The 23,290-nt window shown below is 31.3% G+C and carries 26 protein-coding genes; 4 read left to right on the plus strand and 22 right to left on the minus strand.

The window, feature by feature from the left end:
* Nucleotides 1-89: 89 nt before the first annotated feature.
* From ACX6U0_RS02645 to rsgA, 5 genes are all read right to left on the minus strand, one after another.
* Entirely contained in the window at nt 90-3,323 is a 3,234-nt protein-coding gene (locus tag ACX6U0_RS02645; protein WP_464958457.1) for a DEAD/DEAH box helicase, read from the minus strand.
* Between the two features lie 369 nt (nt 3,324-3,692).
* Nucleotides 3,693-4,331 carry a response regulator transcription factor gene (locus ACX6U0_RS02650; RefSeq protein ID WP_464958458.1) on the minus strand — a complete coding sequence of 213 codons (639 nt, stop codon included), beginning with the start codon at nt 4,329-4,331 and terminating at the stop codon, nt 3,693-3,695.
* An 11-nt stretch (nt 4,332-4,342) separates the two neighbouring features.
* Entirely contained in the window at nt 4,343-5,359 is a 1,017-nt protein-coding gene (locus ACX6U0_RS02655) for a sensor histidine kinase (protein ID WP_464958459.1), read from the minus strand.
* Nucleotides 5,356-6,105: a cell wall-active antibiotics response protein LiaF gene (liaF, locus tag ACX6U0_RS02660; RefSeq protein WP_464958460.1), complete on the minus strand. Its 750-nt coding sequence runs from the start codon at nt 6,103-6,105 to the stop codon at nt 5,356-5,358. Before liaF ends, ACX6U0_RS02655 begins: the two co-directional genes overlap by 4 nt.
* A gap of 218 nt (nt 6,106-6,323) precedes the next feature.
* Nucleotides 6,324-7,370 carry a ribosome small subunit-dependent GTPase A gene (gene rsgA / locus ACX6U0_RS02665; RefSeq protein ID WP_464958461.1) on the minus strand — a complete coding sequence of 349 codons (1,047 nt, stop codon included), beginning with the start codon at nt 7,368-7,370 and terminating at the stop codon, nt 6,324-6,326.
* A gap of 688 nt (nt 7,371-8,058) precedes the next feature.
* Here rsgA and ACX6U0_RS02670 point away from each other — a divergent pair.
* Nucleotides 8,059-9,453 carry a peptide MFS transporter gene (locus ACX6U0_RS02670; RefSeq protein ID WP_464958462.1) on the plus strand — a complete coding sequence of 465 codons (1,395 nt, stop codon included), beginning with the start codon at nt 8,059-8,061 and terminating at the stop codon, nt 9,451-9,453.
* Between the two features lie 41 nt (nt 9,454-9,494).
* Here ACX6U0_RS02670 and ACX6U0_RS02675 read toward each other — a convergent pair whose 3' ends face one another.
* The 5 genes from ACX6U0_RS02675 to ACX6U0_RS02695 all read right to left on the minus strand — a co-directional run bounded on the left by ACX6U0_RS02675 (nt 9,495) and on the right by ACX6U0_RS02695 (nt 12,988).
* Nucleotides 9,495-9,944: a dCTP deaminase domain-containing protein gene (locus ACX6U0_RS02675; RefSeq protein WP_192601692.1), complete on the minus strand. Its 450-nt coding sequence runs from the start codon at nt 9,942-9,944 to the stop codon at nt 9,495-9,497.
* 102 nt (nt 9,945-10,046) lie between these two features.
* Complete coding sequence (locus ACX6U0_RS02680; RefSeq protein ID WP_464958463.1) at nt 10,047-10,748, minus strand: nucleotidyltransferase domain-containing protein; 702 nt, start codon at nt 10,746-10,748, stop codon at nt 10,047-10,049.
* A 49-nt stretch (nt 10,749-10,797) separates the two neighbouring features.
* Nucleotides 10,798-11,184 carry a DUF3980 domain-containing protein gene (locus ACX6U0_RS02685; RefSeq protein ID WP_464958464.1) on the minus strand — a complete coding sequence of 129 codons (387 nt, stop codon included), beginning with the start codon at nt 11,182-11,184 and terminating at the stop codon, nt 10,798-10,800.
* 32 nt (nt 11,185-11,216) lie between these two features.
* The gene (locus tag ACX6U0_RS02690) at nt 11,217-12,035 is read right to left on the minus strand and encodes a GNAT family N-acetyltransferase (protein ID WP_464958465.1); all 819 of its coding nucleotides are present in this window, start codon (nt 12,033-12,035) and stop codon (nt 11,217-11,219) included.
* A 134-nt stretch (nt 12,036-12,169) separates the two neighbouring features.
* Nucleotides 12,170-12,988, minus strand: coding sequence for a hypothetical protein (locus tag ACX6U0_RS02695; RefSeq protein ID WP_464958466.1), 819 nt, complete (start codon nt 12,986-12,988; stop codon nt 12,170-12,172).
* 193 nt (nt 12,989-13,181) lie between these two features.
* Between ACX6U0_RS02695 and rluF the strand changes: the two genes are divergently transcribed.
* Nucleotides 13,182-13,898 (plus strand): 23S rRNA pseudouridine(2604) synthase RluF, encoded by a 717-nt coding sequence (gene rluF / locus ACX6U0_RS02700; RefSeq protein ID WP_464958467.1) that lies wholly within the window; start codon nt 13,182-13,184, stop codon nt 13,896-13,898.
* Nucleotides 13,899-14,134: 236 nt separating this feature from the next.
* Here the strand turns inward: rluF and ACX6U0_RS02705 are convergent, their stop codons facing one another.
* From ACX6U0_RS02705 to ACX6U0_RS02730, 6 genes are all read right to left on the minus strand, one after another.
* Complete coding sequence (locus ACX6U0_RS02705; protein WP_464958468.1) at nt 14,135-14,419, minus strand: ArsR/SmtB family transcription factor; 285 nt, start codon at nt 14,417-14,419, stop codon at nt 14,135-14,137.
* Between the two features lie 247 nt (nt 14,420-14,666).
* Complete coding sequence (locus tag ACX6U0_RS02710; protein ID WP_464958469.1) at nt 14,667-15,530, minus strand: metallophosphoesterase; 864 nt, start codon at nt 15,528-15,530, stop codon at nt 14,667-14,669.
* A 71-nt stretch (nt 15,531-15,601) separates the two neighbouring features.
* Nucleotides 15,602-15,826 (minus strand): DUF3953 domain-containing protein, encoded by a 225-nt coding sequence (locus tag ACX6U0_RS02715; RefSeq protein ID WP_464958470.1) that lies wholly within the window; start codon nt 15,824-15,826, stop codon nt 15,602-15,604.
* 337 nt (nt 15,827-16,163) lie between these two features.
* Complete coding sequence (gene paiA, locus ACX6U0_RS02720) at nt 16,164-16,691, minus strand: spermidine/spermine N(1)-acetyltransferase (protein WP_464958471.1); 528 nt, start codon at nt 16,689-16,691, stop codon at nt 16,164-16,166.
* 340 nt (nt 16,692-17,031) lie between these two features.
* A complete protein-coding gene (locus tag ACX6U0_RS02725) occupies nt 17,032-17,442 on the minus strand; it encodes an immunoglobulin-like domain-containing protein (RefSeq protein ID WP_464958472.1) in 411 nt (136 codons plus the stop codon).
* 328 nt (nt 17,443-17,770) lie between these two features.
* The gene (locus tag ACX6U0_RS02730) at nt 17,771-18,475 is read right to left on the minus strand and encodes a MerR family DNA-binding transcriptional regulator (RefSeq protein ID WP_464958473.1); all 705 of its coding nucleotides are present in this window, start codon (nt 18,473-18,475) and stop codon (nt 17,771-17,773) included.
* Nucleotides 18,476-18,623: 148 nt separating this feature from the next.
* Between ACX6U0_RS02730 and ACX6U0_RS02735 the strand changes: the two genes are divergently transcribed.
* Nucleotides 18,624-19,115, plus strand: a complete 492-nt coding sequence (locus ACX6U0_RS02735) for a DUF6022 family protein (RefSeq protein ID WP_464958474.1) — start codon at nt 18,624-18,626, stop codon at nt 19,113-19,115.
* Between the two features lie 221 nt (nt 19,116-19,336).
* Here ACX6U0_RS02735 and ACX6U0_RS02740 read toward each other — a convergent pair whose 3' ends face one another.
* A complete protein-coding gene (locus tag ACX6U0_RS02740) occupies nt 19,337-19,534 on the minus strand; it encodes a hypothetical protein (RefSeq protein ID WP_464958475.1) in 198 nt (65 codons plus the stop codon).
* 249 nt (nt 19,535-19,783) lie between these two features.
* Nucleotides 19,784-20,227, minus strand: a complete 444-nt coding sequence (locus ACX6U0_RS02745) for a carboxymuconolactone decarboxylase family protein (RefSeq protein WP_464958476.1) — start codon at nt 20,225-20,227, stop codon at nt 19,784-19,786.
* Nucleotides 20,228-20,458: 231 nt separating this feature from the next.
* Between ACX6U0_RS02745 and ACX6U0_RS02750 the strand changes: the two genes are divergently transcribed.
* Nucleotides 20,459-20,950, plus strand: a complete 492-nt coding sequence (locus ACX6U0_RS02750) for an RrF2 family transcriptional regulator (RefSeq protein ID WP_464958477.1) — start codon at nt 20,459-20,461, stop codon at nt 20,948-20,950.
* An 85-nt stretch (nt 20,951-21,035) separates the two neighbouring features.
* On the opposite strand, the gene ACX6U0_RS02755 is transcribed toward ACX6U0_RS02750, so the two are convergent.
* From ACX6U0_RS02755 to fabG, 4 genes are all read right to left on the minus strand, one after another.
* Nucleotides 21,036-21,407 (minus strand): iron chaperone, encoded by a 372-nt coding sequence (locus ACX6U0_RS02755; RefSeq protein WP_464958478.1) that lies wholly within the window; start codon nt 21,405-21,407, stop codon nt 21,036-21,038.
* A 239-nt stretch (nt 21,408-21,646) separates the two neighbouring features.
* On the minus strand, nt 21,647-22,048 hold the full coding sequence (locus tag ACX6U0_RS02760; RefSeq protein ID WP_464958479.1) for a MaoC/PaaZ C-terminal domain-containing protein: 402 nt from the start codon (nt 22,046-22,048) through the stop codon (nt 21,647-21,649).
* Nucleotides 22,045-22,494 carry a MaoC family dehydratase N-terminal domain-containing protein gene (locus tag ACX6U0_RS02765; RefSeq protein WP_464958480.1) on the minus strand — a complete coding sequence of 150 codons (450 nt, stop codon included), beginning with the start codon at nt 22,492-22,494 and terminating at the stop codon, nt 22,045-22,047. Before ACX6U0_RS02765 ends, ACX6U0_RS02760 begins: the two co-directional genes overlap by 4 nt.
* A gap of 24 nt (nt 22,495-22,518) precedes the next feature.
* On the minus strand, nt 22,519-23,277 hold the full coding sequence (gene fabG, locus ACX6U0_RS02770) for a 3-oxoacyl-ACP reductase FabG (protein ID WP_464958481.1): 759 nt from the start codon (nt 23,275-23,277) through the stop codon (nt 22,519-22,521).
* Nucleotides 23,278-23,290: the final 13 nt, after the last annotated feature.

Consider the following 23,290-nt stretch of genomic DNA (forward strand, 5'->3'; position numbering starts at 1 on the left):
CAATTTTTCAGAATGGATAGATAAAAACTTATTGTTATAGTAAGGGAGTACATTCAAAAAATACCGCTCTATATGACAGAGCGGTAAGTTTAAATCATTAATATTTCTCTAATATCTTCTTCTGTTAGCATAGTGGAAACTTTGTCATCTGAATCAATGATTTCTTCAACCAGTTCTTTTTTCTTAGATTGAAGTTCATTCATTTTTTCTTCAATTGTACCTCTGGCAACAAGTTTAATTACCTGCACATCATTTTTCTGTCCGATTCGATACGCACGATCCGCGGCTTGTTGCTCAACTGCTGGATTCCACCATAAATCGTACAAGACTACCGTATTTGCCCCAGTTAAATTTAACCCTACCCCACCAGCTTTTAATGAAATCAAAAAGAAATTACATTCACCATCGTTAAATCGATTACACATTTCTAATCGCTTTTCAGAGCTTGTGCTCCCATCAAGATAGAAAAATTCATCTCCATTAATCGATAACTCCCTACCAATTAATTCAAGCATTTTCGTAAATTGAGAAAATATCAATACTCTTCTATTCGCATGTTTCGATTCTTCAACAATTTGCATAAGCTGCTCAAATTTTGCAGAACTTCCTTTGTACCCTTCAATAAATAATGCAGGATGACAACAGATTTGCCTTAACCTAGTGATCCCAGCAAGTATTCGAATTCTCGTTTTTCCGAATGATTTATCTTTATCTAAATGCTTTAGTGTTTCTTGACGTAGCTTGGCTAAGTATGCTGCATACAATTTTTTCTGTTCAGGTAATAATTCCTCTGATTCAATCAACTCTACCTTTTCTGGTAACTCTTTCAGCACATCTTCCTTCATTCTTCGTAATAAAAATGGACGAATTCTGTGAGCAATTGTCTTCTTAGTTAAATTGCTATATTCTTTTAATCCTTGAAACAGCTCTGGAAAGACAACATGATAAATTGACCAAAGCTCTTCAAGTGAATTTTCTACTGGAGTCCCAGTTAGCCCAAAACGATGCTTTGCATGAAGCTTTTTAACAGCTCTTGCAGTTTGTGTTAAAGGATTTTTAAAGTTCTGAGCCTCGTCGAAAAATACTGTATGAAATGTTTGTTTTTCGTACCATTTAACATCTTTTCGTAAGAGTGGATAAGAAGTAATTATCACATCAATAGTAGAAATATCTGCTTGTAGTTTCATTCGATCAGTCTTAGTGCCGTCCAATACAAGCGTTTTAATACTTGGTGCAAATTTATAAAATTCACTTAGCCAATTATAAGTCAAAGAGGAAGGACACACGACAAGGACAGGTAATTTTTTGCTTCGAACTTCTTTCAATATCGATAAAATAAATGAAATACTTTGCAATGTTTTACCTAATCCCATATCATCAGCTAAAATCCCACCGAATCCAAAATTTGCTAATGTTTTCATCCACTTATAACCATATTTTTGATAATCTCTTAAAATCGGCTCAACAGATTCAGGTATTTGAAAATCAATTTTTCCGGGATTATGAATTTGATCTAAAAACTCATGAAATGATTTTTCTAAATCAAATGAATTTAGATTCTCTCCAGAATCAATTATTTGTAGACCTTTTACAATCGGTAAATTCAAGCCGCTTAACAGATCTTCTTCTTGGTTTGGAACTTCTTTCAAGAAACGTTGGATTTCTTCAAATTCTCTCGTTTCAAGTGTAAATAAAGTCCCATTTTTCAATCTGTAATATTTTCTTTTTTCTTTTAATGCCGTAATAACTTCACGTATTTCATTTTCAGAAATACCGTCCAATTTAAACGTAAATTCCAGCCAATTTGTTCGTTCTTTTTTTACTTTTACATTTATTTTAGGGAATGAATTTCCTCTAAATATTCGATTTCTCACAGCAGTAGTAGCATGTATTTGGACAAACTTCTCTAGTTTTGGGATTTTATGATGCAAAAAGTCATACTCTAATTCTTCGTTATGCAAGTAATAGCCACCATCAGTTTTTGAAAATGAACATTCTTCCATTAACTGTAATATTTCATATTCCTTTTCTTCATCTCGCACTAAATTTGAATGTTTGATAAAATCGCGTTGGTCTAATGGATTTATTAAAATATGATCATAATGAAAATCTAGCCCTGCAAGTAAACGATTTTTCACACGATCTAAATATAATTTTGCAACTAAAGGAGGCCTGTCGAAATTCTTTAAAAACGCTTCGGAAATTTGGACTTCACCTAGTCTTTTCAAGCCTGGTATGACTGTTTCCATAAAAAATGTAATTTGCTTTGTTGGTATCGGAATAATGGTCGTACCTGAATCATGTAACATCGATTTTAATTCTGTTAATCTGATGAAATCTTCACTTTTCAGCTTGTAGAACTTCCCCATCGTGAGTACGTAAGAATAAGCATTCAATAATATGACATCTTCCAAACCGTACACATTTAATTGGAAATCTTTATTGTTGGCTTCAATAATATCAAATTGTAATGGCAGCAAATGAGCTGCAATTTGTAATTCATGATAAGATTTGTCAAGCGTTTCCAATTTTACTATTGATACTTTCAGTAATGAGTAAATTAACTGTTCCCAAGATGTTGTTGGAATAAATAATGTACCATGATTACTTTTCGAAAAAGCCTGATCATGAATATGCTCCAAAAATGATTTTTCGTCGTCCATTAACTGGATCAGTAATTTCAAAACATCATCTGTCTCTTCTAAAAAACAATGAAGATTTGGATCATAAGTAAATAACTTTGAAATTTGCGTAGGTTGTCCATTTTTAACATTCTCCAAAAACTCTCGTATCTTTTCCACTTTCGAGGGGCCAATACATATTTGAATCCCACATATATGACTGCCATTTTTTAAAGAAATAACCTGTAACGTAAATTCTGCATTGATGGTTTGTCTTGTTTCAAAAAGTCGTTGTTGTCGACTTGCTCGACTCGTTTTTTTGTGATTGAATAACTGAACAAGTCCTTCAGTAAGGTTTGAGTTTGATGAATCGAATTGAGCAAAATTGATATTCGTGCTCGGAGTTGTCCCTTTCTGAAGATGATCACAAACTGCAATTAATACAGCTGCAATATGCTGGCAATCTCTTTGATACGAAGCAAGTGATGGACAACTACATGTTTTATGAAAGGTTTCAAGATCTTGATCATCTCTTTTAATACTCACTTCAAAATCTTCAGTGCCTTTTACAATCGCATGACTTTCATCTATATTAAATTTTTTAAATATTACTTTATTAGCGCGAAAAAAGGATTCTCCTCGTTTGAAGGAGACTTCACCACACATTTCTTTAATTTTTTTATGATTTAATGTACTAACCAAATGTGCTTCTCCTCCTTACCGTTTTGTAAAACCATTATTCTATCTTACCATTTCTAATTCACAAGCTACATTTTTAAAGCTGAAATTCACAAAAAAAATTAAAATGATGAAAATCTGATACTAAAGTTAAATATGTGTTAATTGATTCCAACCCCAAAAACAACAATTTTTAAGAAAAGAACTTATAAAAAATGAAACCTATGGATTTCCATTTTCGAATGCTACTTTTCCATAGAGATATGATGAATTATATTGTCATTTCTTTAAAATGAAATAGTTCAATAAAAAAAGCAACTAATCTCTAAGTAAATTAGTTGCTTTTAGAATATTTATTTTATTTTTATTAAACATTTTTCTCGGCATTGCGTTTTACTTTTGTTCAACAATGCCATGTCTAAATGCATAAATAACGGCTTGTGTACGATCAACTACTTCTAATTTTGTCAGTATGTTACTTACATGGGTCTTGACAGTTTTTAATGATACAAAAAGTGCATCAGCTATTTCTTGATTTGATTTTCCTTCAGTCATTAAATGAAGTACTTCTTGCTCTCTTGCAGTTAAATCATCATGCAATTCACGATGAGTCGATTTTCTCATGCGATTCATCATTTTACCAGTTACAACAGGTTCTAGTACAGAACCTCCTTTATGTGTTGTACGAATGGCATTTGCGATATCACTTGCTCTAGATGTTTTCAACATATAACTGATTGCACCAGCATCGATTGCTGGGTATACATTTTCATCATCTATAAAACTCGTAACGATGATAATCTTCGCTTCTGGCCATTTTGCGATAATTTGTTTTGTCGCTTCAATCCCGTCCATAACTTCCATTACTAAATCCATTAATATAATATCGGGTTTAGTATTTAGTACCAGTTCAATTCCTTCTTTTCCGTTACTTGCTTGACCAACTACTTCGATATCGTTTTGCGTACTCAGATATGTAGAAACACCCATTCGTACCATTTCGTGGTCATCTACTAATACTACTTTAATCACTTTAAGCACCTCTATTCAATTACTGGAACTTTTACTTCAATTTGAGTTCCTCGATTTGGAATACTAACAATTTTTGCAGTACCTCCAATTTCAGAGGCACGTTCGCTAATAGACTGAATTCCATAAGAACCTGTTTTTCGTTTTTCAATATCAAAACCGATTCCATCATCAATCATGCGTACTAAAACAAAATCTTCAATACTTCTAATTCTAATTTCAAAAGTCTTTGCATTTGCATGTCTAAGTGTATTTGATAAAGCCTCTTGTATAATTCTGAATAAATGATCCTCAACACCTTTTGATAGTGAGATATCATCGATTTTCCATTTTAACTGGAGAGCTTGACGATTTGTTAAATCTGCTAGTAGCTTTTCTACACCTTCCTTTAAGCTTTTCCCTTCTAATTGGACAGGTCTTAAATGAAGTAATAAAGCTCTCATCTCAGATTGTGCATTTACAGCCATTTTTTCAATATATTGCAGTTGTTCTTGGTAGGTTGTATCACCTAATTCATTAATAGCAGAAATCATCATTGATATTGCAAATAATTGTTGGCTTACTGAATCGTGTAACTCTCGTGCTAATCGATGTCTTTCTTTTGTAACAACATCCTCAATTGTTTGTGATTCAATTAACTTCTTTTCATCTACTAATTTTTGAACAGTTTTTCTCGAATCCTCAATCTGTTTGGAAATTTTTAGTAGATTTGATTCAATATCATTCTCGATTGATCGAATGGAATGATTAGATTCCTTGTGATAAGTACCGTTTTCTGCTTTAATCATCCCAGTTATCAGTGCTTTTTCATTATGACGAATTGTACTAAGAACTGCTGTACTATATACGATTGCAATGATAAGAATCGCGATGAAAATGATTAATAATAAAGATAATTTCCCGATTTTATATATCATTAATTTATCAAATAGCGTTTGATCAATGAAATAATAAACAATACCACAAATTAATGCGCTGGAAGTCAGAGATGCCATACAGATTGATAAAAATATTCCCTTATCTATTTTCATCTGTTTGTCACCTCTATTTTTCCAGCAGCTAGTGACGTAATGATTTTTAATTTTCTTGATGCTTCTTTATAATCATTTGTAGTGAATTTGCAATTTTTATTAAACCCCTGCAACTCATTTTTTAAAATATTAACTTTTCCAAATAAAGTTGAATGATGTATGGATAACTCTACATCATATGGTATATATAATGTGATGTTTCCAATCAAACCATTGATTGCTAAAACTGTTTCACCTTCAGGTATAAAAGAATCAGTTAAATCAATCTCAACATCACCAATTCCAAAATAATAATCAACATCATCTAATTCAAATGTCGTATCATTTTTCATTCGAATATTTGAGAAGAAACGGTTAGAAATTACTGATTTCTCTTCAAATACCCCTGGACTTGTTTTCTCTTGTATGAGCGGAATCGTTAATTTTTCATTTAATTTTGAGTTGATAAAAATTAAATAACCTATATAAATGACGATAAATGCTAAAACACCTAAAATAGACTTCAATTGAAATACATTGCTAATAAATAAAATAATCCCACCAAAAAAAGCTATATTTGCTGAGGTTGATGGATAAACTTTTCGTTTTTTTGCACCGTATTGAATTAAATATATACCGACTCCTGCTGCAATAATTGCAAATGGATTTAAAAACAAATCAAATAAAAGCCCTATACCTGCAATGATAAATAATATTCCAATTAACTCATTGCTAGACAATCGTCTTAAATGCTTTAAATGCTTCATATTGCTCTCCTCTATTCACTAAACGTAACTTGTTAATAACAACTGAAAGCAAATTGTTAGTAACGCTTGTAATATGTAGTTTATCTATTTTTACGTAAATCGTTAACAACCTTAAGTATTGTTTTTTCTCAGTCTAAAGTCTGAGAGAAATTTGTAATAATCTACTGAATATAAAATATGGTTTTTCAAAAAGAAAAAGAAGAGTAGTAAACTCTTCTTTATTTATAAGATTTCGTATTCATCATCTTATGCACTTTTTTCCATTTGTCTTTTTCAATCCGTGCTAATGAAGCATCTTGCTTTCTTTCTGCATATGCCAACTCTCTCATCAATTTTCGATAACTAGTTAATCTTTGAGCGTCTAACACACCATTTGATATGGCTTCATTCACAGCACATCCAGGTTCATTTTCATGTTTACAATCGGAAAACTTACATGATTTCGCTAATTCATCTACATCAGAAAAAGTTGAGCTTATATGATCTTCTCCACCCCATAATTGAAGTTCTCGCATACCTGGTGTATCGATCACCATTCCGCCTGTTGGTAAGAAGAATAATTCACGATGGGTAGTCGTATGCTTGCCTCGATCATCGCCTTCACGAACATCCTGCGTAATTTGTATCGATTCTCCAATTAATGCATTTAATAATGTTGATTTACCTACACCAGATGAACCTAAAAGGGAGACTGTCTTCCCTTCTGTAACCAGATTCTTCACTTCTTCAATACCTTCACCGTTTGTACTGTTTACAGTAAAAACTGGAACTCCAAATGCAATTTCTTCAACTTCTGAAATTCTAGAAGCTAGATCATCACATAGGTCTTTTTTCGTTAGAACGATAATTGGGTTAGCTCCGCTTTCATATGCAACTAACAAATAGCGTTCTAATCTTCTTATATTAAAGTCATTATTTAAGGCCATGACTAAAAATACATAATCGATATTCGCGGCAACTACCTGTTCTTCCGTCTTTTCGCCTGCGGACTGTCTTGAAAATTGACTCATCCTAGGTAACACTTTTTGAATAATCGCTTTATTTTCGTCTTTAAGTGGCTCAATAACTACCCAATCTCCTACCGACGGATAATCACTTTTTACTTTTGCTTGAAATTGAAATTTTCCAGAAACTTCACCGTTCAATTCATTTTCACCATCATGTAATTTATAAATTTGTCTTTGTTCAGAAATCACACGAGCCACAATAGTAGATTGATCTTTTTCTCCAAATACATCTTTCCAGCCTAATTGTTCTAAATTCATTTTGTCCTCCTGAGTATAAGGACAATAATGAAGAATTACTTCATTTCTTGTCCCCTTGTAATTGCATTCTTATTTAGTAAACTCATTGAATTTCCCATATAACATCACTCCGTTTCATTAAAATTACTATTAGTATATCCAAATTTTAGAAAATCGTCCATATGAATTAATTGAATATTAAAACAGACTAAATACTTATTTTATAATTCTACAAATTCCGACATTTCCAATTATTTACTTTTATTAAAAATTATTAATCTAAGATAACAAAATTAAGAAAACCCTTGAAATATTTCAAAAACTTATTATTATTTAAATATAGGTCTTTTAGATTAGACATGTTTTGCCTTTTCTTTTGTGAAAAGTACTGATATACATATGTTTTTGCATGAAAAATCAGTATTGCAAAATTTGTCTGACAATACAAATTACTTTACAGTGTTGTGTTGTTTTGTGTTATACTACAAAAGTATTTATTATCCATATTTTTACACAATTCAAACAATTGAATTTTGTTTGTATGATTCTGTTTATATAGTAAGATCATCTTTTTTTAGGTGAAATTGTCGAAATTTGTAGAATTTAAATTATTTTTTACACCAAATTGACAGAATAGTGTATGAATTTGCGACAATAAATATTCAAACAGAAAACGACACAGAATAGCACTTAAGAGGGAGGAATTAAAATGAGCGTAGCGACTCAAAACGTATCATCAAATGAGCAACAACAAAAAACGAAACATCCGCCTGGCCTTTACTTACTTTTTGCAACAGAGGCTTGGGAACGCTTTAGTTATTATGGAATGCGTGCACTATTGGTTCTTTATTTGACAGCAACAATGGTTCAAGGTGGACTTGGATTTAAAGATGCATGGGCTCTTCAACTTTATGGATTATTTACTGGACTTGTTTATTTCACACCAATAGTAGGTGGTTGGATTACAGATAACTTTATTGCTAAGCGTACTGCTATCACTCTTGGTGGTATCATTATGGCACTTGGTAATATTACATTATTTGGTATCCATTCTACTACAGGTTTATATATTGGATTACTATTATTGATCATCGGTAATGGATTCTTCAAACCAAATATTTCAACTCTAGTAGGTGAATTATACGAAGGTGATGACCCACGTCGTGATGGCGCATTCACGATTTTCTATATGGGTATTAACTTAGGTGCTTTATTTGCACCATTAGTAACAGGTTATTTAGCACAAACATTATTCTTTGACGCTAATGGCCCTGGTAAAGCAGACGACCTATTCGGTTATAGATATGGTTTCTTAGCAGCGGCTATTGGTATGATTATTGGTCAAATTATTTTCAACCTATTAAGTAAAAAATACTTAGGTGATTTAGGAACAAAACCAAATGTAAAAGTTTTAAAAGAAAAAAATACTGTAGATAAGAGTATTCCTCTAACGAAGAAAGAGAAACAACGTACAACAGTAATTTTTATTCTAGCTGCATTCGTAGTATTTTTCTGGGCTGGATTTGAACAAGCTGGATCATCTTTAACATTATATACTGAGCGATTTATTGATTTAAAAGTTGGTAATTTTAATGTTCCATCAGCTTGGTTCCAATCAGTTAATCCATTATTCATCATTATCTTTGCACCAATTTTATCAACAATTTGGATTAAATTAGCATATTCAGGTGTTAAAATCAGTGTACCAGCTAAAATGGCAATGGGTCTAATTCTTTTAGGAATCGGATTTATTTTTACAATTTTAGCTGCTTTAAAAACTGGATCTGATCCAGAAAATATCACAGTAAAAGCAAATATGTTATTTATGGTAATGACATATTTCTTCCATACTATTGGTGAGTTAGTACTTTCACCTGTTGGTTTATCAGCAGTTTCACGTTATGCACCACTTAAACTTGCATCACTTTTAATGGGTGTATGGTTATCATCAAGCTTTATCGCAAACTTAGTTGCTGGTCAATTAGCAGCATTTACAACTACTCTTGGTATTCTTCAAGTATTCGTAGTTGTTGGTGGAGCAGCAATCGTTGTAGGCTTAATCTTACTTGCAATTTCTCCAAAATTAGCAAAAATGTTAGACTAATATTCAAAACAAAAAGCACTCGAAAATTTCGAGTGCTTTTTTTATTTTCCAGTGCTACCGAATCCGCTTGTTCTTTCTTCTCCAGCAATATCATCATCAGTTAATAAAAACTTTTGGAATACCGCTTGTCCAATTCGCTCACCTTTTTGAATAATAACAGGTTCATTTGTAACATTTAAAAGCTGCATCATAATATGCCCATCATTTGATGGATTACTGTAATAATCCGAATCAATGACCCCTACTCCATTCCCTTTTAATAAACCTTTTTTTAAAGGGGTTGAAGAGCGTACGTATAACGCTAGGAATTCATCTCTTTGCATATATGCTTTTACACCAGTGCCAACAAGTTTAAATTCATTTGGTTGAATGATTGTATCTTCAATACTTTCAATATCGTAACCAGCTGCGTGTGTTGTCGCTCTCTTCGGTAAATTAACGCCTTCCTTTTCAAAACCTTTTGCTATTTCAAAACCACGAATCTTCTCCAAAGTTTTCACCCTTTACCATATATTTCATTCCCTAGTTTAACATAAAAATGTTCAAGTATGAGTGATATAGAATTTTTAATGTTATTGTAAGAGTAATAACATTTACTTTCCTATTTGGTAACCTTCAAATCGTTTTCCTCCAAACGGTTTTAATGCCAATTCAACTACGTTTATGATTCCATTCTTTTCACCTGTTTGAAAATAGTTCTGAAATGCTTGAAACATTTCGTTCGTTAAGTCTGGATTAAAATGATCCATTTCTCGATAAATCCATTTTGATGAGCCCACCCAATGCTGGTTAGTCCTTAAAATGAATTCATGTAATTTATCTAGTAACGTAGCTGCAATACAAATACTTTCATTTACATGTTCTGAACCAATAAAATCATCAATTAGATCAGATAAAACATATTGATTGAATTCTATTGTCTTTTCATCCCATTTTGGTGGTCCAGCAAGCATCGTTTCTTTTGCATGTTCAACTAATTTTTCAATTTTAGGATGATGTTTTATCATCATACCTTCAGCTAGCATTCTTGGCAAAGTCGGTCGCGCTCTCTTTATATCGCTATCAAAAAACGGTTTATATGATTCTAAATCGTATACAAACACTTCAATCATCCACTCATATTTAATCACGGATTCACGATATGCATTTACTCTTTTTTCAAAGACCACAATATCTAAATCTGACGTAGATGTTTCTTTTCCGCTCATAACACTTCCGCTTAAAATTGCACCTAAACAATCTGAAAATTCTGTTTGGATAAACTTCTTTGCTGCCTCTATTGCTGATACTCTCATTTATAATGCCCTCGTTCATTCTGATATTTGATGTATTGATTGATTTTGATTATAGCTTTTTATAAATTTTTAAGACAGTCTCTATAAGTAGTATGAGTGCCTTTACAATAAAATAAATGAACACAGATTTAAAAATCGCTCCAATCACAGCGATTCCAATTGGCCCTGATACTTGACCAGTCGACCCAACAGAAGATGAGTTAATGATACTAACAGTAAAAATTGAGATGATGATTGAACCAATTAAATAAAGTATATTTAATAAACTTAATGTACTTAGCAACGGATGTTGAATATGATTATTCGGTTTTTCCACTTCTTTATTTCCTATCGCACTATTTAGACAATCATAGCAAAGAAATTCATCATTAAACTGTTTTCCATTTTCTATAACTGATGTAAATTTATTACATCTAGAACAGTTTTTATTTAACATATTTCATTCTCCAATCTAAAAAAGAATGTGTTTTACACATTCTTTTTTGAACATTGATAATAATCTTGTGTGTCATATTGTTCGAAGCCACAGTCAGTATATAATTTCTTTGCGTTTTTATTCTCTAAAGCAACTTCTAGATGTATCTCATTTCCTGTTTTGTTTTCCCGTTCTATAATTTGTAACAATGTATTCTTACCATATCCGAATCCTTGATACTTTGGTAATACCGCAAAACCATAAATCCAGCTTTCTTTATGTTCTCTTTGAACACTCAGTTTTCCGATTTTTTCACCATCTACCTCTATTATGAAACATTTACGATTTGGCTCATTTAAAACTCGTGCATTAAATGTTTGAGCATCCTTCACGTCAAAACCAAAGCACTCCACATCGATTCTTGAAATCAATTCAAAATCTTCTTTTGTAGCATCTGACAGATTAATAATTGGTTCAAAAGATTGTACATCTCTATCCTTCCAAACCATTTGATATTCTGAGAATGAATAGTCACATTTCTGAGCTTTTATAAACTCTTGTGCTGTAGTAGAAGCCGCTGGTGCATTCAGTAAGATTGATGTTGCATTCCTGCTACTTTCAAGACCTTCATTTAGTAATGATGTAAATATACCTTTTCTTCTATACTCCGGATGTACCATCCCACAAATTTCTACTTTTGTACCAAAATAATATTTACCTAAAAACCCAACTAATTTGTCCTCATCATAATAAAAGAAATCTTCTTTAACATCATTAGTTCTGTTTCTAAGCATATCCCAATTTAATTTTAATTTAATTTGATCATAGCTCTCGCAAGCTTCTTGCAATTCTTTTATTTGTACTTTTAACAACAAATTTTTCACCTTCTATTTTAAAATTACGTCACTCTCTTAATTTCAACAAAAATGAATTTAGTCCTTCTTGATTATGTACATTTCCAAAAATGAAAAAACATTACTCCTATATAGAAGTAATGTTTTTCATTTTATCTGTTAGTCCTAGGATCTACTTCAAACCATTCTGACATCGATAAGTTCGTTGTTTTATCCTCCCAATCGTCAATCGATAAATCTTCATAATTTTGCTCTAATTGATTTAAATCTTTTTGAATTGTTTGGTCGCTATTATTCCCATTTAATGTAGTCTGATTTAGAGTATGTTCTTGATTTGTTTGTTCATAAGCGTCTTGTATATAGCTCTGAGCTAAAAAGCTTTCATCATATGAATTAGAAACATTTGTATTACTTATATGATTTGCATTGGTCTGATGATTTGAGACACTTGCTGAATATTGTTCAGGGATTACATTTGGCATTGGGTTCAACTCTGAATCATCTTTGCGTTTCTTAGCATTCTTACTTAATCTGCTTTGTTGGTTATGATCATTTTGATTCTTTCTGTGTTCCTCTTCGTTACCGTTATTAAATATATTTGAGGCATACTCCTCTACATTATGAAGAATACTTTCTGCCCATTTATGCTTTTCTTCATGATGTTCCTGATTTTTGTGATGATGATTCTGTTTTTCGTTATGACCTTGGTCGTGTTGTTGATGTTCTTGATTTTGATGATTATGATCCTGGTGACTATGCGAAAACTCTTCTCGATTGATCATAGATAATGTGGATTTTAAGTCCTTTTCAAGACTCTCAATTTGATGATCAAAACTATGTAATTGTTTTTTCATACTATCCATATGTGACTCTATTTCATCAATTCTTTTATTAATTTTGTGCATGTTCCGTTGATGTTCATTTTTCTTTAAATCAAATTGTTCTAAAAGCTTATCAAAAGAAAGATCCATTTACACTCACCTATTTCATTTTTTAATTAGTATGTGTAAATAGACAATAATTATATGAAAAAGTGGATGTTTTTCTTCAAAAAATATCGATACATAGTAAGAATTAAGTTAATAAATTTCATCATTTTTGAACTTCTTTTTTTATATTCATTACATATATGTTATTCTGAAAATATAATTTAGCATTAAGGGGTTGTTGGTCATTCGTTTAAATAAGTTTATTAGTGAATCCGGAAAAGCATCAAGACGTGCTGCGGATAAATTAATCAGTGAAGGAAGAGTCAAAATAAACGGTAAAGTTGCAAAAATCGGTAGCCAAGTTGAGCCAGGTGATGAGGTAATCGTTAATGGAGAACATATTCGATTAGCACGAAATAATGTTTATATTGCATTAAATAAGCCGGTTGGGATAACAAGTACAACAGAAAAAGGTGTAAAAGGTAATATTATTGATTTAGTGAATCATCCACTAAGGATTTTTAATATAGGTCGACTTGATAAAGCCTCTGAAGGCTTAATTTTACTAACGAACGATGGGGATATTGTAAATGAAATTTTACGTGCTGAGAATAAGCATGAAAAGGAATACATCGTCTCAGTTGATAAACCAATCACGCCTGCCTTCTTAAAAGAAATGGCAGCAGGAGTTAAAATCTTAGGAACAAAAACACTACCTTGTGAAATTAAACAACTTTCAAAATATGATTTTCAAATCATCTTAACACAAGGTTTAAATCGACAAATTCGTCGCATGTGTGAAGCGCTTGGTTACGAAGTGTATCGACTACAACGTATACGAATCATGAATATTCATTTAAACAATTTACCAATTGGACAATGGAGAGACTTAACAAAGAAAGAAAAAACACAATTATTTAGAGAACTAAATTACGAGCCAAATGAATGGTAACATTCAATTTTTACATAAAAGCTTAAAATTTTTCATATCTAACTAAGGTTTTACATCATAAAAATAAAAAAAGGGTGAAACATTATGTAAGACAAATATGTTTCACTCTTTTTTTCTGGATCAACAATTGCTTAGAAGTCTAGCAATTATTGCTCAGCAAATACTTTTCCGATATTTATATTCTAATGCCACATCTGATTTTATTTTTTCCTCATTCTGTTTAATTTAATAAATCTTTATTTCCAGAATCCTTCGTAAAAAGAAACCCAATCTTTAATTTCTTCTAATGGAGCTGCATTTAATCGATACCGTGTTTCTCTACCTACTTTACGGTCAGCAACTAAACCAGCTTCTTTAAGGATTGCCAGGTGTTTTGAAACAGCAGTGCGCCCCATTTCAAATTGTGGAGTTAATTCGTGAAGAGGTAATTCATCTGCTTCTGCCAATAAACGAAGTATTTTACGCCTTGTTGGGTCAGCGATGGCTACATAAACATCACGCTCTTGATTTTTCTCGTTCAAAATCACCCTCTCCTTTTTATCGGACACCTATTAGTGTCTTTATTATAGGACACTAAAAAGTGTCATGTCAATTTTGTTTTGACAGTCTGAATTTGTTTTATTCTAATATGTACATTCTTTATTACATGTTCAATAAATTAAGGCTTTAAACCGATTAAATCCTTTTATCTCAAAATTGCCAAATAAAAAGAGTTGCTATAATCAAAAACAACTCTAGGTTTACTTGCTAATTTTATCGTTATATTCATTATAAACTTTTCAAATATACTACAACAATCTCAGGTCTATTAAACAATCTCTGCGGAATAATACTATTACCTAATCCTCTGTTAACAATCATTGTTGTATTTTTCATTTTGTATTTACCTGAAGTATATTTTGGCAAAACCCCTTGATTTGGCGCAACAACTCCACCAACAAATGGAATCCTAATTTGCCCACCATGTGCATGTCCTGAAAGAACTACATCAAAATCATAACTTGAATACAGCGAAAGTAATTCAGGTCTATGCGATAATAATACATTAAATTCACTCTCATTCATTTTCGTATTAAGTGAATGCTTTATATTAACCTCCGCCTGTTGTTCTTCGGTTAAATATTCGTTACCTACCTCTTTTTCTGCGGGGTCATTAATACCAAAGATTTGAATTGATTTACCCTTACGTTCTAAAACTAGACTTTCATTTTTTAACACTTTAACACCTAAATTTTCCAACTTACTCTCTAAACCTTCATATTTACCTGACCAATATTCATGATTTCCGGTTACAAAATATACTGGCGCAATTTTAACTATCTTTTCCATCAGCTTTAAACTATATTTTTCTACATATTTCTTAGAGTCAATTAAATCCCCAGTAAAGACAATCATATCTGGCTTTTCATTTTTGATTTTTCTTACTAGCTTGATCTGATCTTGTCCGAATTCTTTTCCATGAAGATCTGATAATTGAATGATTTTATAGTTATTAAACTGTTTCGGAACCTCACGCGATTTTATAGTTGTCTTATTCACTTCAATTGCATTATTTTGATAGTAACAAAACAATACAACTAACAAGAGAAGAATTAACAGTAAGATTATTTTTTTTCGCTTAATCTTTTTCACTTTTTTACCTATTAACCTTTCATGTTAAGCTATGTCTACCCAAGTAGTCTCTCCTATTTCATCTATAGACTTTAGTTAAATAAGCTTGTATAAATAGATACAAAAATATTAAATCCACCCACAAGTAAATACATTATTGAATTAGACTTTCTTCTTTCTTGAAAGTACATTACTAAAAACATTCCCCCCATAAATAAAAGCATATATGGAATCATAAAAAAATTCTGCGTTATTAATGAAAAAATTGCTAATGCTACTGCAATGATTCCAAAGGTTATTCTAATTATTTTTAACATAGTTTACTCTCCAAAATCTTCTGAAATATATAATTGCATATTAGTCTAATATTGGTTTTATACTCCTTTAAAAAAATCTCATATTACTTACTATATAATAACATTGTTTTTATTACAGTTGAATTCAAGTAAGACACTAAACTCATTTCTAATTTTCTATTTACCTGAAAAAGAAAAAACTGCAAAAACAGTTTTTTGAACAAACATATGATTTTCAAGTTCTTTAATTGTCAAGTTGTGCGTTCCCTTTTGGCAAACTCTCATTATTTAAGAGTTTTGAAAACTTAACAATTCATTCCCATCCGATCCTATAAACGATATGGCGAATCTAGTCCATTTAAACTGGTTTTTCCAGTTTTTTTGTCATGATAAAGTCTACTTGTTCTTCATCGCCCATAAAGAAAGAGTGGGCTCCAGTTTGAACAAATCCCATTTTTTTATAAAAAGCGATTGCCTTTTCATTCTTTTCCCATACGCCTAACCAGATTTTACTTTTATTTAGTTCCTCGGCAATTTGTATTGCTTTATTTAACAAATATTTACCAAGCCCATGCTTTTGATATTCCTTCTTAATATAAATCCTTTCAATTTCAAGGGATTCATCACCCATTTCTTCTGATTGGGCATCATTCGTATTGACCTTTAAATATCCAGTGACTTCATTATTAAGAGAAATTAAAAAGAATTGTGATGAAATATTAGACAACTCTTTTTCAACTTGGTTTATGTTAAATGCTTTCTCTAAGTAGGCATTCATATTTTCAGTTGAATTTTGATTCTTAAATGTCTCATTAAATGTTTCATAACTAATCTCTTGAAGTATACGTGAATCAACGATGTTACATTTTTTTATATTTATTGTCATAAAAATTTTTTCACTCCTTTAATACATTTACATTAAAAATCCTTATCTTTAATTTATCTTATTTTTGTTGTATTTACAACAAAAAACTTACAATAGAATAATAATCATTACTATAAACCATAGAATTCCTTAATGGACTATCCTAACAAATACATAAATAAAAAAGCAGCCAATCAGCTGCTTAGATCTGCAATTAACTCATGCTTTAGTTGAATTAGAAATTTCATTTAATAATGTAAATTCTAACTTCATTTATCCGATATATTCTAGAGTATCCACTTTAGATAAGTGCGGTAAAAGTTAAAACAAAGTTGTTTTATCATAAAGTGTCCTAAACAATTTAAAGAAGTTGAAAAATAGCGGATAGTTTTATAGTTTTATCTTCATTTGTTGAAAATGACTTTATCACCCTGTAAAACCCAGGATCAAGCGGTTTTGATAACATTGATGAACCAATTGTTATCTTTTCATCTTTTTGAACAGATTGGTTTATCGTCAACCCAATTTGTTCAAATCCGACATCTTTTCGGAATTTGACCTCTTTCCATGATTGTGATTTTTCATCGAACTGTTCGATTAAATACGTTGTTCCGTAAACTAATGGATCTCCATTATTAACGATAGAAAGAGTAATAGCTTCGGTTCCAGATGGATAATATTGTCCGTCAAGATTTATCGATACCTGAATCTCTCCATCTTGTATCGTATCTGGAATGGAATTATGAGTAGAATTAACAAAGGATTGAAACATTTTCTGACTAAATACATGTTCATCCGAATTAGTGGAACAAGCGGACAGGCAGCAGATCAAACTAATAATAAGAATCCAACCTTTTTTCATCTTTATTCACCTCTATTGTAGACAAATTCTACAGAAAAGAAGAAAGTCCTATCTAGATTTGTTTCATTGATACATTTTGGATGGTAATTTCACTTCTATTTCTTTCATATTTTGATATGCTCTTGTGATATTTTTTTACTGTCTTAATAATGATAATTTTGTTAGCGACCATTGATCTTGCTCAACTAATGCATGAGTTAGTTTCATCTACTCTATGGAGCTGACTGGTCGACTCACATTAATAAAGACTTTTTATTTTACATAATTTATATAGATAATTTTGTCCGCGTAATTGATCCTGATTGCGTTTACTCAACATGTTTTTTATTTCATTTATTGCTAATTTAGCCTTATGAGAGTCTCTTTCATTTAATTGTTTAATTATATTTTTAATATTAATAAGCTCGTTCGAGTATACTGCATTTTGAGTTATTTTCATTAAGTAAATTTTAAACAATTGAAATGAATTGAATAATCGATAATTGTTATTTGGATCTCTTATCGAATAAATATATCCTTCTTTTTCCCAAAATCTTATTGTAGACGTGGATATTTTAGTATCTATAGAGATTATCTGAGTCGTTTTAAATTCTTCTAACATTCCATTGCTATCAACTGACTTTTCATATAATCTAATTGCTTTTTGTAAAGTAGTTTTATCATGATGAGTTTTTACCTGTTCATAATTAATCAGCCATAGCGCAGATTCTAAATCATTTAATTGAATTTTTTTTAGCACCTCAGTCGTTGTTTCCATACCAAAGCCTGGAGACATTGCTAAAATACATTCAAAATATGCAATATGTTCCTCAGTGTAAATCCGATAACCTGTATCTGTTCTTTCAGTAGGAGGTATGAGGCCTTTTGCTTCATAATTTCTTAAAGTACTAGTACTAATTCTTAATTTTTTAGCAAGATCTATAGGTCTAATATTTTTTTTCATAATTACTCCATTATTGTTTAATATTTTACTACATTATAAAGTTTTTATTTTAGAAGTCTATTATATCAGTATTAATTTATTTAAACTTTAGCATTCGCTTTATTGTTGTAAGATGGACTTGTAAAATAAAATATTTGGAGGTCTTCATATGACAAATGGATTTTTTAATGAGACTATGACAATTTTTGAGGTAGGAGAAGTATTATCAAATTATGTAAATAAACAATGGGAAAATATTCTTGATGAAAATCGAGAAGAATTAGAAACACTTTTTCCTGAATTTGAAGATGCGACTTATGGAATGTATTTAGATAAGCTTTTACCTCCTATTTGGAAAGATCTTGTAAAATGCGGATTTCAATCAGCAGAGGAATCAAAAGAAGATGATTTTGTCATAGCAGGCTGTTTAAATTTTCGTCATTCCATTGAAAAAGCAAAATGGGGCAGACCTAATCATGAAAAACGTATTTTTTGGATTGTGATTAAGAATAAACTGGAAAATAAAATTGGTACATTACTTTTTGAACTCTCCCATTCACATGTAGAGTTTCACATTCCTGCAAAACCGATATTTATTCCTTTTGAAAGTACAGAAACAGACGAAATTAAATCTTTAATTCTTTCAATTAATGATATTTAATTCAAAGGCTGTAACTATTATTAATCAAAACTTAAGTTCGTAAATGATTTCAATTTAGTAATTCTGAACTCGTTATATTTACAGTTTGGTAGCATAACGGTTATTAAAAAAGGAACATATTCCGATTTAGAATATGTTCCTTTTTTGTATATACCTTCAATCTGGAAAATTAAAAAATATTCAAGGAGTTTTCTAATTTCAAAGTCCATCCCATAAAACTTTTATTTTCCCCTCAAATTAAAAGCTAAAAATAAAGAACTGATACCTGATACAAATTGAATACTAGATTGAAACCAAATTAATTTATAATTAAGGCCATTACCAATAGGCCCGACTTTTGGAGTATATGCATAATAAATAGTCCAAATAGATAAAAACACTAATAAAGTGCCGCATAGTAATAAAATCCATTTTTTCATTTTATCCACCTCAATAAAGCTATAATCGTCATTCATTTATATATTCCACTTGTAAAATTCAATTCCTTTTATTGAAGAGAACACAACGGACAGTTCATTTAAAAGATAAATATTTTATACCGGTTTCATTTGTTCAAAAAGCAATTTTCCACTATTGATTTTGAATAAATAAAAAAGCATCCAGAAATAAATATGGATGCTTTTTGGTCTACGCTTAGGTAACTCAATAGACTTAGATGTGATTCAGGATTATTCAGCTGTTGCTTTATTTCCCATCGCAATCGAGATTCTATTCCAGCTATTAATTTGGTTTATTAATACGACAAGATTTACATATTCTTTTTCACTAAAGTGGTTTCGAATACGATCATATAATGCTTCAGGCACTCCTTTATTTGGGATCAATGTGACATGTTCTGTTAACTCTAGGGCTACTTTTTCTGAATCTGTGTAGAAAGTACAATCATGCCAAGCACTTATACAAAATAAACGTTGCTCTGTTTCTCCCATTTTTCTTGCTTCAGTTGTATGCATGTTAATGCAATATGCACAACCATTTATTTGTGATGCACGTATTTTTACTAGTTCTCGAAGTTTACGGTCGATGCCTGAGGTTTTTGTATACTTTTCCATTTCCATCATAATATTTATTGCTTCTGGCGCAAGATTATAATAATCAACTCGTTTTTCCAATTAAATGACCCCCAAGAATTTTATTTTGTTATTAATTGATATGAAAACTGATTGAAGTTTCATTAGCGATAATATCAATCGCCGATTAACAATATCTATATTATGTCATATATAAGATTATGTCAACATGAATCTTTTAACCGGTAAACTTCAATATCAGTTGTTTGACAAAGAAATAAAACATATTTAAGATTAATGAATATAATCTGATTTAAAAAAGAAGGTGTCTTAATGCAGTATAGCGTTGGTGTTGAATATGCACTTCACTGCCTAGTTTATTTAATAGATAATCCTGATGATTCTCCGATTGGAATAAAAGATTTATCATCATTTCAAGGTGTTTCAGATACATATCTCTCAAAAATTTTTAGTAAATTAGCTAAGGCTGGAATTGTCAGTTCAGTACCTGGAGTAAAGGGTGGTTTTAAACTTTCAAAATCTCCTGATGACATTTCATTTTGGGATGTAATTGAAGCAATTGAAGGACCAAAGCCTATATTTCAATGTAAAAACATTAAGGATAATGGATATTTATATAGAGAAAAAGGCTGTACACCAGGTACCTCATGTACTATTAATTTAGTTATGCTCTCTGCAGAAGAAAAAATGCATGAATACTTACGTGGTAAAACACTTTCATGGTTAAACAATGAACTAGAGAATGTCTTACCTAAGGAAATTCGTGAAGAAACTCGGAAATATTTTACAAAGAGCACAATATAAAAAAACCTCTCATGTAATTCCTAAACTAAGTGGAATTTAGAGAGGTTTTTTATTTACGTTTTTTCAACTTTAAGATTCTAATGTTTTATTTCCTCCAAAAAGTTGAACATTCTGTCTTGTCTAGAATATTAAACTCGATCATGTTCTCAATCAATTTGTAATCAACTTCACTTCCCCATGGAATACGTACCAATTGTTTTGTGTGATCATAGCCAGCTTGTACAATTTCATCAGAAAAGCGATTGATTCCTACCGTTTCAGGGGCAACAGCTAAGTGTTGTTTCGATATGCTAAACCCTATAATATATGTACCATGATCGGTAAACATTGGTTGATTCCATGCAATTTTAGGCATTAAATTTGGAAATTTATTAATCACCCAATTCAAAACTTCTTCCGTTCGTTCCCGATGCAACGGGTTATCAATTTTTTCTAAAAACTCAGCAAAAACTTCCATTTCATTCACTCCTAACATAATAATTAATACCCTACTCCATAAAGCCATTTTTTATAATTTAAAGGACATCACTAATTTCTTATCCTAATCATATCCAACGTCATGAAACAGAGCAACTATTTAACAAAATAGTTATGTCTTTTACAGTTAAACTTTATATAAAAGTGAAAAAAAGATGCCTTGGTGGCATCTCCAATATAGATTGATTATTTCCAACATAAGACAATTTCTTAAATGTATTAATATTGTTTAAATATGATCTTTCCTTCTATCACCTTTTGATTTTTTTGGTTTGTAGCGTATACAGAAAAGTGCATCCTTTCTCCGTCGTTCTCTTTTAAAAAAGCATTTAGTGTAATGCTGTCATCAATAAACACCATGTTTTTAAACCTGATGGTATAATCTTCAATGAATCCATTTTCTATATAATCTGAGAAAAGTTTTGATAAATTTCCCATTGTCCACATTCCATGAGCAATGATTCCAGGAAGACCTGCTTTTTTAGCTTCTTCATCAATTGTATGGATCGGATTAAAATCACCAGAGGCACCAGCATATTTGATTAGATCCATTCTTGAAACTGGCTCTAAATTAACTGATTTGAGTGAGTCACCCGGCTTTAGTTCGGTTAAGATTGTCATACTGAAAGCACCTTCCTTACTTCTTCAGTAATGATGACTACTGCATTAGATTGAAATATGACTTGCCCTTTTTCATCTTCCCCGATATCTGAAACGACTAAAAATCCCATAAAGCCATGATTTCCTTTTTTTTCGTAATAATCCTTAATTTTGGTATAGCAAGTAATTTTTTCGCCAACAAATAACGGTCGTTCATAATGAAATGACTGTTCTCCATGGATTAATCCAACATTGGGTAAATGGAAATCTTCAATGATTCCATAGTCAAATACTCTCGGAAAAGTAGGTGGAGCTATATTTTGTTTATATCTAGATTTTTTTCCATATTCTAGATCCACATAGATTGGATGTAAATCTCCAATCGCTTCTGCAAACCTTTTGACCGCTCCTCGTTCAACGGTATTTTCTACAGCTTTTGAGCGTTTTCCAATAAAAGCTTTGAACATCACTTTCACCTCTTTCAATAGTATTTACGCTTTTGGCCCACCTGCCACATAAAGTACCTGACCATTTACGTAAGAAGATTTTTCATCGGCAAAAAATGCGACTGCGTTTGCAATGTCTTCAGGCTTCCCGCCTCTACCAGCTGGAATTTGACTTAAACTAGCTTCAATTAATTGTTCATATGTAATTCCAATGCGACTAGCTGTTTCTCTTGTCATCTCCGTTTCAATCAATCCAGGCGCAACTGCATTTGTTGTAATTCCAAATTTACCTAGCTCGATTGCTAGTGTTTTTGTAAGCCCTTGTAGCCCAGCTTTTGCTGTTGCGTAATTTGCTTGACCTCGATTGCCAAGTGCTGAAGTAGATGAAATATTGATGATACGACCATACTTTTGTTTTACCATGTATTCCTGAGCAGCACGAACAACATTAAAAGAACCTTTCAAATGAACATCCATTACCGTATCCCAATCTGAATCTGTCATTTTAAATAATAAGTTATCTCGAATCACGCCAGCATTATTAACAACGATATCTATTGATCCAAAAGTATCATAGACTTCCTTCATCGCAGTTTGAACTTCACTTCCGTCTACAACATTTGCTTTCTTCGTATAAATCTCAAACTGTTTTAAATCTTCAGCAGTTTGTTTTAACGCTTCAACATTCACATCAATGATTGCTACTTTTGCCCCTTCGTTTGCAAATAATTCTACAATCGCTTTGCCTATACCACGACTTCCACCAGTAACAAACGCAACCTTCCCTTTAAATCTTCCAGCCATACATTATCCCTCC

This window comes from Gottfriedia sp. ABJ_BB2_2, assembly GCF_055484705.1.

Bases quoted from the DNA above. Each gene is read 5' to 3' on its own strand.
- ACX6U0_RS02655 (WP_464958459.1), bottom strand. From the start codon at position 5,359: ATGAAAATAGATAAGGGAATATTTTTATCAATCTGTATGGCATCTCTG.
- liaF (WP_464958460.1), bottom strand. From the start codon at position 6,105: ATGAAGCATTTAAAGCATTTAAGACGATTGTCTAGCAATGAGTTAATT.
- rsgA (WP_464958461.1), bottom strand. From the start codon at position 7,370: ATGAATTTAGAACAATTAGGCTGGAAAGATGTATTTGGAGAAAAAGAT.
- ACX6U0_RS02670 (WP_464958462.1), top strand. From the start codon at position 8,059: ATGAGCGTAGCGACTCAAAACGTATCATCAAATGAGCAACAACAAAAA.
- ACX6U0_RS02680 (WP_464958463.1), bottom strand. From the start codon at position 10,748: ATGAGAGTATCAGCAATAGAGGCAGCAAAGAAGTTTATCCAAACAGAA.
- ACX6U0_RS02685 (WP_464958464.1), bottom strand. From the start codon at position 11,184: ATGTTAAATAAAAACTGTTCTAGATGTAATAAATTTACATCAGTTATA.
- ACX6U0_RS02695 (WP_464958466.1), bottom strand. From the start codon at position 12,988: ATGGATCTTTCTTTTGATAAGCTTTTAGAACAATTTGATTTAAAGAAA.
- ACX6U0_RS02715 (WP_464958470.1), bottom strand. From the start codon at position 15,826: ATGTTAAAAATAATTAGAATAACCTTTGGAATCATTGCAGTAGCATTA.
- paiA (WP_464958471.1), bottom strand. From the start codon at position 16,691: ATGACAATAAATATAAAAAAATGTAACATCGTTGATTCACGTATACTT.
- ACX6U0_RS02725 (WP_464958472.1), bottom strand. From the start codon at position 17,442: ATGTTTCAATCCTTTGTTAATTCTACTCATAATTCCATTCCAGATACG.
- ACX6U0_RS02730 (WP_464958473.1), bottom strand. From the start codon at position 18,475: ATGAAAAAAAATATTAGACCTATAGATCTTGCTAAAAAATTAAGAATT.
- ACX6U0_RS02735 (WP_464958474.1), top strand. From the start codon at position 18,624: ATGACAAATGGATTTTTTAATGAGACTATGACAATTTTTGAGGTAGGA.
- ACX6U0_RS02740 (WP_464958475.1), bottom strand. From the start codon at position 19,534: ATGAAAAAATGGATTTTATTACTATGCGGCACTTTATTAGTGTTTTTA.
- ACX6U0_RS02750 (WP_464958477.1), top strand. From the start codon at position 20,459: ATGCAGTATAGCGTTGGTGTTGAATATGCACTTCACTGCCTAGTTTAT.
- ACX6U0_RS02755 (WP_464958478.1), bottom strand. From the start codon at position 21,407: ATGGAAGTTTTTGCTGAGTTTTTAGAAAAAATTGATAACCCGTTGCAT.
- ACX6U0_RS02760 (WP_464958479.1), bottom strand. From the start codon at position 22,048: ATGACAATCTTAACCGAACTAAAGCCGGGTGACTCACTCAAATCAGTT.
- ACX6U0_RS02765 (WP_464958480.1), bottom strand. From the start codon at position 22,494: ATGTTCAAAGCTTTTATTGGAAAACGCTCAAAAGCTGTAGAAAATACC.
- fabG (WP_464958481.1), bottom strand. From the start codon at position 23,277: ATGGCTGGAAGATTTAAAGGGAAGGTTGCGTTTGTTACTGGTGGAAGT.